This window comes from Bacillus cereus (genome assembly GCF_002577405.1).
GTDB classification, from domain to species: domain Bacteria; phylum Bacillota; class Bacilli; order Bacillales; family Bacillaceae_G; genus Bacillus_A; species Bacillus_A cereus_AU.
In genome coordinates, this window is sequence record NZ_NULR01000017.1 from 34,371 (window position 1) to 48,360 (window position 13,990).

Consider the following 13,990-nt stretch of genomic DNA (forward strand, 5'->3'; position numbering starts at 1 on the left):
CGATGACACTTCCCTAATTATAACGAAAAGCATTCAGAATGAAACTACTTATGTCAAATGATGGCACCTTTTAGCGTGCAAAAAGCCGAGGAATCTCTCCTCGGCTACCGTAGCATAGAAAGTATCTTACAACTACTGGTTTTGTTTCATTAATTGCTGTTCAGCAATTTCTATAGCACGTTTCACCATATTACCAGCATCTTTCGCACGAATTCCGCCCCATCCTTCTTTCTGAACAACATCATAAAAGCCAAGCTCTTTTGCAAGCTCTTCTTTAAATTGATTTGACATGACTCCTCTTCGTCTACTCAATGCAGAGTCCCTCCTTATTTTGCTACGGTATAATTAGTATGCAAAATAATATAGCTTTTCATTTATGGGAATATATGTAACAAATAACACATTAATTATAAAATGCTTCATTCTGGGGTTCATCGTAAAATGTTAACTCTACTGTCTCTGTTAAAACATCTGCATAACTATACGATACACGTTGCAATGCGTCTTCTTGCTGATCTAATTGTACAACAAAGACAGAACGATACGTTTCTGCAAGTACACCCGATTGCTCCACAGTTTTTCTTCTTCCACTATTCGCCTTTAACATAAGTCGCTGTCCAAGATGGTGATCTAATTCGCTTTTAATATCATCTAAACGTTTTGACATATCCCTTGCTACACCTCGCTGTAATTTAGATTGAACACTTAAAACACGATATATCTATCCCAATGATTAACCGCAATTCACAGCTAATATCATTATAAAAGCATTCTGCGTTTGAATAGATAGAAGAAATACTATATTGTAAAAGTATCATTACGTAGTCTGTACGTTCTTGTCTCTTTTTATCCAAGTTCATTCAAATCCTTTCCATATAAAAAAGCAAGATACGTATGTATCCTGCTTATTCTTCATAATGTTGAAAGGGTAATCCAGTTCGTAAAATCCCTCTCGTTTCAATCCCGCCTAGCCCCTTTTCACCAGTAATAGTATTACGTACAACATCCCATACATTGACTCTCTCCATAAATGAGGTAAAACTAATTTTACCAACCACATATACAGGGTCTAGTGCGTGAATGTTAATTCTAGAAGGCGAACTAGCAAAATTAGCGCCTGCTCGAATTAATGCCTCAAAGTGCGATTGGCATGCCCCAGCAAAAATGACGAGTTGATCCAATGATGGATATTTTTTTCGTACTTCTCGAACAGCCTGTACAAAATGCCTTGAATGCCTATATGCTGCTAAATCTCCTTTTACCCCTTTGGATTTTGTATATGCATCATGTCCTGTAATAACTAAAATGTCTGGACGAAAATGATCTATTAAATCTACTACCTTTTCATGCATCTCCGTTTCCTTACAATGAATACCTTGTACAGGCACACCAATTTTATTATATAAATCTAAGCACTTGCGCAAGTATAACGGATCTCCATCTATATGCAATACACGCCCTGGCATTTGAAAATAATTCACTTCACTTGTGTAACCACCAGTTGAAGTGTGTTCATGCCTTTGTTTCATCAATACGTAATCTTGCTGAAATAAACGGTACGTACGCTCCATTGTTTCTTTTTCACGCTTCACTCTATTTTTATGTTCTCGTTGATCTATACTAACCAAATCTTCAAGTGGTGCATCCGCCACAAGTCTAATTTCTTCTCCAAACAATATTGCTGTTTCACCTTTTATTTCTATAATACGAAAAAGGATATCCCTATTATGAGAATATCGTTCCACTAACTCTCCAACATGTAAAGCCATTCTCCTACCCCCAAACTCATTAGGCCATCTTACCTGTTTTTAAAGTATGAATTTAGGAGCATAAAGGTGACAAAAGGGACAGCTCAACTTGAGCTGTCCCTTTCATATTCTTATGATAATTTATGAAGAACTAATGCATTACTTAATGTTGCAAACTCTTCGATAGATAGCGTTTCGCCTCTGCGCTTCGGATCAATTCCTACATCTGTTAAAATTCGATCTAACAGCTCTTTATCTTTCGGGAAACCATTTAAATTATTTGATAAATTATTCATTAAAGTTTTACGACGCTGTGCGAAACTTGCTCGTACTACTTCAAAGAAGAACGTCTCATCTGTCACTTCTACAACTGGTTTCGGGCGCTTTAGAAGACGAATAATCGCAGAATCAACATTTGGTTGTGGTACAAACACTGTACGCGGTACAGTCATAACTGTTTCTACTTCTGTATAATACTGAATAGCAATTGATAAAGAACCATACTCTTTCGTTCCAGGTTTAGCCGCTAAACGATCTCCAACTTCTTTTTGCATCATAACAACAAATCCACGAACCGGTAATTTCTCTTCCAGCAATTTAAATAAAATTGGCGTTGTAATATAGTATGGTAAGTTAGCTACTACCATTACATCTTGTCCTTCTTCAAATTGCTCACTAAACACTTCATGTACATCTGCTTTTAGTACATCTTTATTTATAACTGTAACGTTGCTATATGGAGCTAACGTCTCATCTAAAATCGGTAATAACCTCTGGTCAATTTCAAAAGCCACTACTTTTTTAGCGCGCTTCGCTAATTGCTCTGTTAACGCACCGATACCTGGCCCAATTTCAATTGCACCACTTTCTGAACCGATGTCTGCGTGATCAACAATACGATTCAATACATTTGTATCAATTAAGAAATTTTGTCCTAAACTTTTTTTGAATGAGAATCCATACTTTTCAACGATGTCTTTCGTACGATTCGGCGTTGCGATATCTTTCATTTCTTTTCCTCCTGTATTACTTGTTTATAAGCTTCTGCAAACGTCTCTTTTGAAACTTGAAACATCTGTAAACGTTTATGTAACTGTTTTGCATTTGTATAACCAATCTTTAATAGCTTACCCATTCTTTCTCTGCGACTCTTTGCCATTTCTCCGCCCACTAAGCCTGCATCGACTAAATCGCTCCAACTAATTTCACTTGTATAAGCTTCCATTTCTTCATGTATATTCTCTAAAGCACGGCGAATCGATTCATTAGAAGCGTGTTCAATTCCAACACCTTTTTTTCTTTTAGCAAGTGCTTCTTCCTTCGGTAAAAAGGCATGTTTACATCCAGGCACTTTATCGGAAATAATTTTTCGAATACGCTCTCCAGGATAATCCGGATCCGTGAAAATAATAACGCCTCGTTTTTGCAGCGCTAATTTAACTTGTTCAATAACATGATCACCGATTGCTGAACCGTTCGTTTCAATTGTATCCGCATCAACAGCACGCTTAATTGCAACTGTATCATCTTTACCTTCTACAACGATAATCTCTTTAATTTTCATGCTTGCCTCCACACTCGTTTCGTCTCTACTTAGTAAAACAAAAAAACGGCGACTTTTCCATTATTATTTTCCCCATTCTTACATTTTAAAAAGTAGATGGCTAAAATCTTTGTTCTCCCTCCTTATTGTAACACCTCCCTGATTCGCCATTACTTTCCTGTCACTTCTACTATTTCATTTCTCAAAAAAACAAAAAAAGAATGGGATTCCCCATTCCTTTTATTCAACACCAAATAAAGCTTTTGCATTTTTTGTTGTTATTTCTGCTACTTCCTCATAAGAAATTCCTTTTAAATTCGCAATTTCTTCTGCTACGAGTTTTACATAACTCGGTTCATTTCGTTTCCCGCGAAATGGATGTGGTGTTAAATATGGACAATCTGTCTCTATTAACAATTTCTCTAACGGAATCTCCACAGCAACTTCTTTCGGTTTCTTAGCATTTTTAAATGTAACTGGACCGCCTAATGAAATTAAAAAGTTCATATCGACACATCGCTGTGCTACTTCTACACTACCGCTAAAGCAATGCATAATGCCCCCTACTTCAGCTGCATTCTCTTCTTCTAGAATATCAACAATATCTTGAGTTGCATCGCGGTTATGTATAATAATCGGTAATTTCACCTTTTTAGCTAATGCAATTTGTTTACGGAATACTTCCTTCTGTATTTCTTTTGGTGACTTATCCCAGTGGTAATCTAGTCCCATTTCTCCAATTGCAACTACTTTAGGATGGGAAGCTAATTCTTCTAACCAAGCTAAATGTTCTTCTTTCATGTCGATGGCATCCACAGGATGCCATCCAACCGCAGCGTAAATAAAATCATAAGTTTCCGCTAATTCAATCGCCTTTTTTATCGTCACTTCATCAAATCCAACAACAACTGTATATGTAACTCCCACTTCTTTCATTCGTGCAATAACTTCTTGTAAATCTTCTTCAAATTGCTCTGCGTTCAAATGTGAATGTGTATCAAACAACATAATAAATAACTCCTTTTATATTGAAATCAAATTTATTCTACAACAATAAGCCCTTTAATAACTTAACGATAACAATACTACAATTTTAATGCAAAAATAGAGAGTGTAAAAAGAAAAAAGACGCTTCACACATGTTACACGTGAAACATCTCTTTTCTTGTCTTAATTACTTGATTTTCGTACCATTTGGTAGATTTTGATCGATTGATGCTAATGACAATACGCCATTCTCTTCACCCGCTAAAATCATACCTTGTGATAATTCACCGCGTAACTTTACAGGCTTTAGGTTCGTTACACAAATAACCTTCTTACCTTTTAGTTCTTCTGGAGAATAGAATTTTGCAATTCCCGAAACAACTTGACGCTTTTCTGTACCTAAATCAAGCTGAATTTTTAATAACTTATCTGCTTTTTTCACAGGTTCAGCCGATATTACTTCCGCTACTCGTAATTCTACTTTGAAGAAATCATCAATTGTAATTTCTTCTGCTTTCGGTTCTTCTTCTTTTTTCTCCTCGACTTTCGGAGCAGAACCTTTCATTTGTTCTTTAATATACTCTACTTCTACTTCCATTTCTAAGCGCGGGAAGATCGGTTGTCCTTTTTCTACTTTTGTTCCAACTGGAATACAGCCAATTGCAGATAGACTTTCCCAAGATTTATGCGCTTCATCAGTAAGGCCTAGTTGAGCAAACATTTTGCTTGGTGCTACTGTTAAGAACGGCATAAGCATAATACCCGTTTGACGAAGAACTTCTGCTAAATGAGCCATTACAGAGGCTAATTTCTCACGATCATTCTCATCTTTCGCTAGTACCCATGGTTGTGTCTCATCAATATATTTATTCGTACGGCTAACCAATTGCCAAATTGAGCTTAGCGCTACAGAGAATTCCATATTCTCCATTGCTTCTTCTACTTTTTTCAATGTATCTTTTGCAAACGTTACTAACGTTTCATCAAACTCCGTTACATTTGCTTTATATGCAGGGATTTCTCCGTTAAAGTACTTATCAATCATAGCTACTGTACGATTTAATAAGTTACCTAAGTCATTTGCTAAATCAAAGTTAATACGTTCAACAAATCCTTCTGGTGTGAACACGCCATCAGATCCGAATGGAACTTCGCGAAGTAAGTAATAACGTAATGCATCTAATCCGTAACGATCAATTAATGTAACTGGATCTACTACGTTCCCTTTTGACTTACTCATTTTTCCATCCTTCATTAAAATCCAACCATGAGCAAAGACTTTTTTCGGAAGAGGTAAATCTAATGCCATTAAAATGATTGGCCAATAAATTGTATGGAAACGAACAATTTCTTTTCCAACTAAATGCACATCTGCCGGCCAGAATTTCTTATACTTTTCTTCATTTGCTGTTCCGTATCCTAATGCCGTAATATAGTTAGATAATGCATCAACCCATACGTAAATAACGTGTTTTGGGTTACCTGGAACACGAACTCCCCAGTCAAATGAAGTACGAGAAACTGCTAAATCTTCTAATCCCGGTTTAATGAAGTTATTAATCATTTCATTTTTACGAGACTCTGGCTGAATGAAATGAGGATTCTCTTCATAGAACTTTAATAGTCTGTCGACATATTTACCCATTCTAAAGAAATATGATTCTTCACGAACAAGTTCTACATCATGACCACTATCTGGGCTTTTTCCTCCAACTACTTTGTCACCTTCCATAATTGGATCTACTAATTGATGTGCAGTATAGAATGTTTCATCTTGTACAGAATACCAACCTTCATATTCATCAAGATAAATATCACCTTGGTCTACTAGTTGCTTGAAGATTTTTTCAACAACATCTTTATGACGATCTTCAGTTGTGCGAATAAAATCATCATAAGATATATCCATTTTTTCCCAAAGTTCTTTAATTCCTGAAACAATGTTATCCACATACGCTTGTGGCGTAACATTTAATTCTTCTGCTTTCTTTTGGATCTTCTGTCCATGCTCATCAGTTCCTGTTAAATAATGAACATTGTATCCTTGCATACGCTTATATCGCGCCATTGCATCTCCTGCTACTGTCGTATAAGCATGTCCAATGTGTAATTTTCCACTTGGATAATAAATTGGGGTAGTGATATAAAAGGACTTATTTTCCTCTGTCATTGTTTTGGACCTCCCGAATAACCTCATATGTATTTATAAACAGTATATCAAAAACTCATATATAAAGTGAAACTTTAATCAGCAAGGGTTTTGTTCCTCCCCCGCTGATTATTTCCCTTCACCAAACAGGCTTTTACTAATAACCCGACTCCCACTTAACTTCTTTGCTCCAGCCTAATTTTAAGGTGCGAGTCTTACTACTCACAAATAGCTGGATAAAAACGAGCTAATTCTCAATATATCTTTACCATCTATTACTCATATTTCAAAAAATATACAATACCCATCCGTAATTCATAGACTTTTCAGAAATTAAAGTGAAATAATTGTAGAATTTACTTACATTCTATTATATATAAGAAGTAAGAAATCTATAAATCTTTTTAAAAAATATAGAATTTAAGAATTGACGGAAATGTAAATGATTGGTATCATATGTCCATAGGGTATTTTGTCGAAAAATGACGAATCAAAAAATAGACTCGTAACTTATAAACTATTTATTTAGGAGGAAAAGAATTATGAAATCTACTGGTATCGTTCGTAAAGTTGATGAATTAGGTCGCGTGGTAATTCCAATCGAATTACGCCGTACTTTAGGTATTGCAGAAAAGGATGCTCTTGAAATCTACGTTGATGACGAAAAGATCATCTTAAAGAAATATAAACCAAACATGACTTGCCAAGTAACTGGTGAAGTATCTGATGGTAACCTATCTTTAGCTGAAGGTAAAATTATCTTAAGCAAAGAAGGCGCTGAGCAAATCTTAAACGAGCTTCAAGATTATATCGAAACAGCAAAATAAGCTTCTCAATTATGAGAAGCTTATTTTTTATCGACATGATAGATTTGATATACATCCCTTTTCGACAAATCTCGATCTTTAGCGACTATTTTAATCGCTTCTTTTGAATTCATGCCTTTTTCATTTATATAATGTTCAATATGATCATATACTGAAACAGATTCCCACCATTGTTCTTCTGGAGCAGGTTCTTCCGTTGAACCAGCTACTAAAATACAAAACTCGCCACGGACTTCATTTTGCTTTGTCCACTCAATTGCTTCCTCAATTGTGCCTCTAATAAATTCTTCAAACTTCTTCGTTAGCTCTCGACATAATACAATTTCTCTATCTCCCAATACTTCTTTCATCGAGATTAAAGTATCATCTAGACGGTGAGGTGCTTCATAAAACATCATTGTAGTTTGTACATATCGAAGCTTTTCTAATTCCAGTTTTCTTTCCTTTTTATTTCTTTGTAAAAACCCATAGAAATAAAACTGTTTTGTTTCAAGGCCTGAGGCAATTAATGCTGTAAGAGCTGCATTTGCTCCAGGAAGCGGAATTACGTGATATTGCTCAGCTACTGCCTCGACAACAATATCATAGCCTGGATCGGAAATACACGGCATACCAGCATCGCTTACAATAGCTACAGTCTGACCCTCTTCTAACTTATCTAAAATTTTACGTCCACTTACTGCTTTATTATGCTCATGATAACTCATAACTGGTGTTTCAATTTCAAAATAATTACAAAGCTTCTTCGTTTGCCTTGTATCTTCCGCTGCAATAACATCTGCCTCTTTTAAAATTCGGATCGCACGGAATGTCATATCCTCTAAATTTCCAATTGGGGTCGGTACTAGATATAACATTCCTTTTTCAGTTTGCTGAAAGCTTTTTTGCTGCCACATAGCGTTCTCCTTTTTGCATATATTCTTCTTTTTGTTTCCTGATTAATTGCTTAAAGTGATACTCAGCTTGCATAGCCGTTCGTTTATCATCATGATACTCTACATATTTTAAAACGACAGGAAGTCTAGCTCGTGTATACCTAGCCCCTTTCCCGCTATTATGCGTCTGAATCCTCTTTTCTAGATGATTCGTATAGCCAGCATAATAACTCCCATCAGAACACTCTACCACATAAAAACAATGCTTATTCTTCTCCATATAAAATTGAACGAATCTCCTTCGTATACTCGTTATTTTCTTCATACACAAAAAGGGGTGGCAAGATTTTTAAATCTGCATTTCCATCCTTAATTCCTTCAATTAATAATGTGTTTGCTTCTTTACCAGCCTTAGGATAAACAAATCGCACACGTTTCGGCTCGATTTTGTATTTACGCATTAATGTAACGATGTCGAGTAACCGACCTGGGCGATGCACAAATGCTACTTTCCCGCCCTGCTTCACTAGCTGGCTACTTGCATATACAACATCTTCTAGTGTACACATAATTTCATGACGAGCTATTGCTAAATGTTCATTCATATTTTTCTCAGAAGTTTGTGGTGTTTGAAAATAAGGAGGATTACACGTGACGACATCATATTGATGGCGTCCAAGTTTCTCTGGCATATCTTTCAAATCTCCATGTATTAAGTGAATTCTTTCTTCTAACTTATTGTACTGGACACTTCTTATTCCCATATCGTATAAACGTTCTTGAATCTCCACGCCTGTAATATTCCCTTTTGTTCTTGTACTTAATAGAAGAGGTACAACTGCGTTACCTGTACACAAATCAAGTAAATTACCTTTTTGAATTGGCACCCAAGCAAAATCCGCAAGTAAAACAGCATCCAAAGAAAAATTAAACACTGATGGACTTTGTATAATCTTCATATCTTGCGCTAATAAGTAATCTAAACGTTCATCTTCATATAAATTCATATATTACTCCTTTTCTTACACTTAACCTACCCTATTTGATCTTCTACTAATATAAAAACCATGTCATTCTACTCTCATGTATAAAAAATTACCTTTCCAATTATAATTGGAAAGGTAATTTCACTTTTTATTTAAAAATGAAAGACAGAATAAACAATCTCCCTCTTTGCGCAAACTTCCATAATGTAGATTACAAATATGAAACCCTTCTTGATACAATCTTGCTAAATTATCGTAGCCTTCACCAATATCGGTCTTCGGCTTCACTTCTTTACGCTTTTGAGTTTTTTGTTTTTCTTTAATCTTCACTTCTTCAAAACGGTGTCGCAAATTTTCATTTTCCATTTTTATATGTTGGTTTTCTTCTAACAACTCTGCAAGATGTTGTTTTAATTCTCCCAACTGTTTGTATAAATGTCCAATTTGCTCTTCCATACTAGAAACCGATGCAAAAATATCTTTTTTCTCCACAAGCACCCACCTCATTAATCTGTGGTTTGACTCGAAACGACCCCTTTATTCACTAATTCATCTAACGTATATTCTACTATCCGTTCCTTGTCTACTAGTTCCACTTGAATTAATCTTTCTAAAATATTTAATCCGATAACACGGCCAGTACCATGCGGGGTTTGTATACGTTGATCTAAATCAGGGAGTTGTTCCTTTGCTGCCTCATATTCATCATTCTCATATTTTAAGCAACACATTAAGCGACCACATAAACCAGAGATTTTTGCAGGATTTAATGATAAATTTTGATCCTTAGCCATTTTAATGGACACAGGTTCAAAATCTCCTAAAAAAGTAGAACAACAAAGCATACGACCACATGGACCAATACCACCAAGCATCTTTGCTTCATCACGAACACCAATCTGTCTTAGTTCAATTCTTGTCCTAAAAATTGCCGCTAAATCCTTCACGAGTTCGCGGAAATCAATCCGACCATCCGCAGTAAAATAGAAAATAATCTTATTACGATCGAACGTATACTCTACATCTACAAGTTTCATGTCAAGATTATGCTCTACTACCTTTTGTTGACAAACTTGATATGCTTCTTTCGCAGCATGTTTGTTCTCTTCAACAATGGTACGATCATTTTCATTTGCAATACGAATAACCTTTTTTAGCGGTAATACAACGTCGTTTTCATCAACTTGCTTTTTGGTAATAACTACTTTTCCGTATTCAATACCTCTTACCGTTTCTACAATTACAAACTCATTTTCAGAGATATCGAACTGATTCGGATCAAAGTAATATACCTTTCCGGCCTTCTTAAAGCGAACACCTACTACATCATACAAAACGGTCATCCCTCCTGCAACCGCAACACTAACTGTTCGAACACAAGCTGCGCATTTACATTAGCGTTGATTCTATTTTTTGCCTCTAATATATTAAAGAGAGCTGATACAATGCGCTTCTGAGCATATGAGAAAGATTCAAACATCTCTTTCTGCTCATGAAAAACAAGACGATCTTCTTCTCCAAGTTGAACATATAATAAATCCTTATAAATAAGGAGTAACATATCTAAACCTTGCTGTAATTGTTCTTTCTCTCCAAAGTGTTTTCCCCATTTTTCTTGTACAAAAAAAATAGAGGCTTTATCTTTTTCGAGCGCTTCACATAATTTTATCACTAAAGCTCGTGCTTGTGCAAACCATTCATCATTACACAAAGCTAAAGCTTCTTCAAAACTATTCGTAAGTTGCGCAGCAAGAGTCGATAAAGACGTTGTAATCCCTTCATCCTGTAATCTTCTAATTAAAGATTCCGTAGGTAACGGCCTAAACGTAACAACTTGACAGCGAGATAAAATCGTATTTAAAATTTGATGACTTTGTTCAGTAAGTAAAATGGCTGTCGTATCACTACTTGGTTCTTCTAAAAATTTCAAAAGTGTATTCGCTGCATTTACTGTCATGCGATTTGCATGCTCAATAATATATACTTTTTTATTTGCCTCTAATCCTGTTTTTGAAAACTCTTCTTGTAAATCATGAATTTGCTGCTTCTTAATAGATAATCCGTCTGGTTTTACAATATGTAGGTTAGGATGGTTACCTGAATCAATTCGCTTACAATTTGTACATACATGACAAGGCTCTACCCCATCCCTTTGAGAACAGAGAAAGCTCTTTGCCATTTGAATTGCTGTCGTAAACTTCCCCGTTCCTTTCCCTCCCTCTAACAAGTAAGCGTGGGATATACGCTCTTTTGCAATGCTATTCATCAACATTTTGACACCGATGGGCTGTATAGCAGAAAGCTGCTCCCACGTCTTAATCATAATGCATACCTCACTTATTTCATTCTTTCCTTCTATTATAACAATTTCTCTTCTATAATCTGAACAACTTCTTCTATAAGTTGTTCCATTGGCTGATCAGCATTTACTACTACAATGCGATTAGGGAAGCGCTCTACAACTTGTAAATACCCTTCACGCACGCGTTTATGAAAAGAGATGTCTTCCATATCTAGTCGATTTACTTCGCGTCCTGCATCCTTTTCAATTCGCGCTAACCCAACCTCTGGCTCAATGTCTAAATAAATTGTTAAACTAGGCATACAATCTTCCGTTGCGAAACGATTAATCTCAAATACTTTATCCATACCTAAGCCTCTTGCATATCCTTGATACGCTAAAGAACTATCTATAAAACGATCACATAGTACAAGACAGTTTTCCTCAAGTGCTGGCATAACTTTTTCCACTAAATGTTGTCTACGTGCAGCAGCATACAGAAGCGCCTCTGTACGTGCTTCCATCATCGTATATTCTTGTTTATGTAAAATCGTTCTAATATCCTCAGAAATTGCAATACCGCCTGGTTCTCTCGTCGCCATCACCTTTTGTTCTTTCTGCTCAAAGTATGGTAATAATTTTTTAATTAACGTTGTTTTACCCGAACCTTCTGGCCCCTCAATTGTTACAAATAATCCCTTCATCCTAAAACCTACTTTCTATATCATACACTTTCATATCTTTCGTGCTACCTTGAAAACGGGCTCCCATTTTCTCTAAATACATAATTTGCTCTTTATGTTCTGAAGTAATTCTTTCCCCATATATAATTAATGGAATTCCAGGTGGATATGGAGTTACCATTTCCGCCGCTATCATCCCAACTGCTTCTTCTATAGGTACTACCTTCGTTTTGCATCCCTCTAATTGCTTATACGTATACGGTAAAGGAGAAAATCCCCCTTTATAAGTATAACGAATAGATTCACTCTTGTCTTTCACCTCATAACGTTGCAACGCTACTCGCATTATATCTATAGCTTTCATGTACTGCTCATTTACTTGCATGGGTAAAATAAATAGGACATTATATGGATCTGCCATTTCTGTATATATCCCGGCCTTTTCAAATAAAGACTGTAATTCATATCCCGATAACTGACAACGAGTTTGTACAGTAACCTTTAACTCATCTTGCAATGGATATTGCAAAATAGCTATTTGTGGAATAGAACACAACCCCTCTTTAAATCTCCGGAAAAACTCGACAATCTCATCATGACCTTTTTCTTTTATACTCGCTAGTGTAAAGCGAGCTATATCAAGAGAAGCCATAATTGGATATGACGGACTACTAGATTGTAGCATACTCAAATAAGTAGAAACTTTTTCTTCTTTCACTAAACGACTATTTATATGTAAATAGGATCCCATCGTCATCGCGGGCAATGTTTTATGCGCAGAATGAACTACGATATCTGCACCATATGCTAATGCTGACTTTGGAAATGGCTCTCCTATACAAAAGTGTGCCCCATGTGCTTCATCTACTAGAACAGGTATTTTATGTGCATGTGCATAAGCGATGCTTGCCTCCAAATCCATTCCCATACCATAATAATTGGGATGCGTTAAAATGAGCGCTTTAGCATTGGGATATCTTTCAATTGCTTCCTTAATAACTTCATCACGAATCCCCACTGGTACGTTATACACCTCATCAATCCATGTGTCTAAAAAGATTGGATTCGCTCCTGCTAGTTTTAAACCATTAATAATTGATTTATGACAGTTTCTTTGCACAAGGACAATATCATGTTCCCCGCAGCAAGACAAAATCATTGCTAAATTTCCCACTGTTGAACCATTAATTAAAAAATAACTTTTTTTCGCACCATATACATCAGCTAATAATTGTTGTGCTTCATCTATACATTCAAACGGGCTATGTAAATCGTCTAATCCTGTTAGTTCGGTTACATCAATGGATAGTATATCTTTAAACTCCCTAGCGGCTTCCTGAGGGAAGTTTACGCCATTCTTATGACCTGGAACATGAAAGGATAGTGGTCCTCTTTCTTTAAACTCTATTAACGCCTCATATAAAGGCATACGATTTTGGTTCATATATATCTCTTCCTTATTATTCATTCTGTATCTATTATACAGATATTAAGACAAAAAAAATAATAGGCATATGCCTATTTAAAAATATGATACTTCTAATTTTCGAAGTTGTTTTAAGTAATGTATATATTTCGGATCATCTGTCTCGGTATTCACCATAGCCTTTTCACATTCATGACATATCAAATTATTATAAACATATATACCTTCTCTTCTTTTTGTCTCACAAACAATGCAAATTTCACTTTGTAATTTCATATCCTTTCCTCCCTTATTTAAATGGACATATTTTGTACTACTATTCCTTAACAATTTACAGAAAAATATACATCAATCTCTTATATAATATGATTTACTCTTGGGCAACGTGTTTGTATTACCTTTACTTCTTTTACATACTGTTTAACAACACAAAAAAACACAAGTCAAATGACTTGTGTTTTTATCTTGCTTGGCGACGTCCTACT

17 protein-coding genes are annotated in these 13,990 nt (G+C 35.7%); 1 reads left to right on the forward strand and 16 read right to left on the reverse strand.

The window, feature by feature from the left end:
* Positions 1–132 precede the first annotated feature (132 nt).
* From sspF to metG, 7 genes are all read right to left on the reverse strand, one after another.
* Positions 133–312, reverse strand: a complete 180-nt coding sequence (sspF, locus tag COC96_RS21130) for an acid-soluble spore protein SspF (RefSeq protein WP_001985066.1) — start codon at positions 310–312, stop codon at positions 133–135.
* A 91-nt stretch (positions 313–403) separates the two neighbouring features.
* Positions 404–667: a biofilm formation stimulator Veg gene (gene veg, locus COC96_RS21135; RefSeq protein ID WP_098269530.1), complete on the reverse strand. Its 264-nt coding sequence runs from the start codon at positions 665–667 to the stop codon at positions 404–406.
* Between the two features lie 238 nt (positions 668–905).
* Complete coding sequence (gene yabG / locus COC96_RS21140) at positions 906–1,769, reverse strand: sporulation peptidase YabG (RefSeq protein ID WP_088233024.1); 864 nt, start codon at positions 1,767–1,769, stop codon at positions 906–908.
* A gap of 110 nt (positions 1,770–1,879) precedes the next feature.
* Positions 1,880–2,758 carry a 16S rRNA (adenine(1518)-N(6)/adenine(1519)-N(6))-dimethyltransferase RsmA gene (rsmA, locus tag COC96_RS21145; RefSeq protein WP_098269529.1) on the reverse strand — a complete coding sequence of 293 codons (879 nt, stop codon included), beginning with the start codon at positions 2,756–2,758 and terminating at the stop codon, positions 1,880–1,882.
* Positions 2,755–3,312, reverse strand: a complete 558-nt coding sequence (gene rnmV / locus COC96_RS21150; protein ID WP_097905087.1) for a ribonuclease M5 — start codon at positions 3,310–3,312, stop codon at positions 2,755–2,757. The genes rsmA and rnmV overlap by 4 nt, the downstream gene beginning before the upstream one ends.
* A gap of 219 nt (positions 3,313–3,531) precedes the next feature.
* Positions 3,532–4,299, reverse strand: coding sequence for a TatD family hydrolase (locus tag COC96_RS21155; protein WP_097905088.1), 768 nt, complete (start codon positions 4,297–4,299; stop codon positions 3,532–3,534).
* Positions 4,300–4,465: 166 nt separating this feature from the next.
* On the reverse strand, positions 4,466–6,475 hold the full coding sequence (metG, locus tag COC96_RS21160; protein ID WP_098769299.1) for a methionine--tRNA ligase: 2,010 nt from the start codon (positions 6,473–6,475) through the stop codon (positions 4,466–4,468).
* A 494-nt stretch (positions 6,476–6,969) separates the two neighbouring features.
* On the opposite strand from metG, the gene COC96_RS21165 reads away from it, so the two are divergent.
* Entirely contained in the window at positions 6,970–7,254 is a 285-nt protein-coding gene (locus tag COC96_RS21165; protein ID WP_000843036.1) for an AbrB/MazE/SpoVT family DNA-binding domain-containing protein, read from the forward strand.
* A 20-nt stretch (positions 7,255–7,274) separates the two neighbouring features.
* On the opposite strand, the gene rsmI is transcribed toward COC96_RS21165, so the two are convergent.
* From rsmI to COC96_RS21210, 9 genes are all read right to left on the reverse strand, one after another.
* The gene (rsmI, locus tag COC96_RS21170; protein WP_098269527.1) at positions 7,275–8,150 is read right to left on the reverse strand and encodes a 16S rRNA (cytidine(1402)-2'-O)-methyltransferase; all 876 of its coding nucleotides are present in this window, start codon (positions 8,148–8,150) and stop codon (positions 7,275–7,277) included.
* Entirely contained in the window at positions 8,119–8,409 is a 291-nt protein-coding gene (locus COC96_RS21175) for a GIY-YIG nuclease family protein (RefSeq protein WP_098269526.1), read from the reverse strand. Before COC96_RS21175 ends, rsmI begins: the two co-directional genes overlap by 32 nt.
* Positions 8,396–9,136, reverse strand: a complete 741-nt coding sequence (locus tag COC96_RS21180) for a tRNA1(Val) (adenine(37)-N6)-methyltransferase (protein WP_097905092.1) — start codon at positions 9,134–9,136, stop codon at positions 8,396–8,398. The genes COC96_RS21175 and COC96_RS21180 overlap by 14 nt, the downstream gene beginning before the upstream one ends.
* A gap of 120 nt (positions 9,137–9,256) precedes the next feature.
* Positions 9,257–9,607, reverse strand: a complete 351-nt coding sequence (gene yabA / locus COC96_RS21185; protein WP_141436465.1) for a DNA replication initiation control protein YabA — start codon at positions 9,605–9,607, stop codon at positions 9,257–9,259.
* A gap of 14 nt (positions 9,608–9,621) precedes the next feature.
* Complete coding sequence (locus tag COC96_RS21190) at positions 9,622–10,449, reverse strand: PSP1 domain-containing protein (protein ID WP_000272429.1); 828 nt, start codon at positions 10,447–10,449, stop codon at positions 9,622–9,624.
* A 5-nt stretch (positions 10,450–10,454) separates the two neighbouring features.
* Positions 10,455–11,438 (reverse strand): DNA polymerase III subunit delta', encoded by a 984-nt coding sequence (gene holB, locus COC96_RS21195; RefSeq protein WP_098269525.1) that lies wholly within the window; start codon positions 11,436–11,438, stop codon positions 10,455–10,457.
* Positions 11,439–11,473: 35 nt separating this feature from the next.
* On the reverse strand, positions 11,474–12,100 hold the full coding sequence (gene tmk, locus COC96_RS21200) for a dTMP kinase (RefSeq protein WP_097905095.1): 627 nt from the start codon (positions 12,098–12,100) through the stop codon (positions 11,474–11,476).
* 1 nt (position 12,101) lies between these two features.
* Positions 12,102–13,523 (reverse strand): aminotransferase class I/II-fold pyridoxal phosphate-dependent enzyme, encoded by a 1,422-nt coding sequence (locus COC96_RS21205; RefSeq protein WP_098269524.1) that lies wholly within the window; start codon positions 13,521–13,523, stop codon positions 12,102–12,104.
* Positions 13,524–13,601: 78 nt separating this feature from the next.
* On the reverse strand, positions 13,602–13,781 hold the full coding sequence (locus COC96_RS21210) for a sigma factor G inhibitor Gin (protein WP_097905097.1): 180 nt from the start codon (positions 13,779–13,781) through the stop codon (positions 13,602–13,604).
* Between the last annotated feature and the right edge of the window lie 209 nt (positions 13,782–13,990).

What these genes read in the sequence shown, in the direction of transcription:
- COC96_RS21180 (WP_097905092.1), bottom strand. Translation starts at nt 9,136, where the DNA reads ATGAATTTATATGAAGATGAACGTTTAGATTACTTATTAGCGCAAGAT.
- holB (WP_098269525.1), bottom strand. Translation starts at nt 11,438, where the DNA reads ATGATTAAGACGTGGGAGCAGCTTTCTGCTATACAGCCCATCGGTGTC.
- tmk (WP_097905095.1), bottom strand. Translation starts at nt 12,100, where the DNA reads ATGAAGGGATTATTTGTAACAATTGAGGGGCCAGAAGGTTCGGGTAAA.
- yabG (WP_088233024.1), bottom strand. Translation starts at nt 1,769, where the DNA reads ATGGCTTTACATGTTGGAGAGTTAGTGGAACGATATTCTCATAATAGG.
- COC96_RS21210 (WP_097905097.1), bottom strand. Translation starts at nt 13,781, where the DNA reads ATGAAATTACAAAGTGAAATTTGCATTGTTTGTGAGACAAAAAGAAGA.
- rsmI (WP_098269527.1), bottom strand. Translation starts at nt 8,150, where the DNA reads ATGTGGCAGCAAAAAAGCTTTCAGCAAACTGAAAAAGGAATGTTATAT.
- rsmA (WP_098269529.1), bottom strand. Translation starts at nt 2,758, where the DNA reads ATGAAAGATATCGCAACGCCGAATCGTACGAAAGACATCGTTGAAAAG.
- COC96_RS21165 (WP_000843036.1), top strand. Translation starts at nt 6,970, where the DNA reads ATGAAATCTACTGGTATCGTTCGTAAAGTTGATGAATTAGGTCGCGTG.
- COC96_RS21205 (WP_098269524.1), bottom strand. Translation starts at nt 13,523, where the DNA reads ATGAACCAAAATCGTATGCCTTTATATGAGGCGTTAATAGAGTTTAAA.
- rnmV (WP_097905087.1), bottom strand. Translation starts at nt 3,312, where the DNA reads ATGAAAATTAAAGAGATTATCGTTGTAGAAGGTAAAGATGATACAGTT.
- COC96_RS21175 (WP_098269526.1), bottom strand. Translation starts at nt 8,409, where the DNA reads ATGGAGAAGAATAAGCATTGTTTTTATGTGGTAGAGTGTTCTGATGGG.
- COC96_RS21155 (WP_097905088.1), bottom strand. Translation starts at nt 4,299, where the DNA reads ATGTTGTTTGATACACATTCACATTTGAACGCAGAGCAATTTGAAGAA.
- veg (WP_098269530.1), bottom strand. Translation starts at nt 667, where the DNA reads ATGTCAAAACGTTTAGATGATATTAAAAGCGAATTAGATCACCATCTT.
- metG (WP_098769299.1), bottom strand. Translation starts at nt 6,475, where the DNA reads ATGAGGTTATTCGGGAGGTCCAAAACAATGACAGAGGAAAATAAGTCC.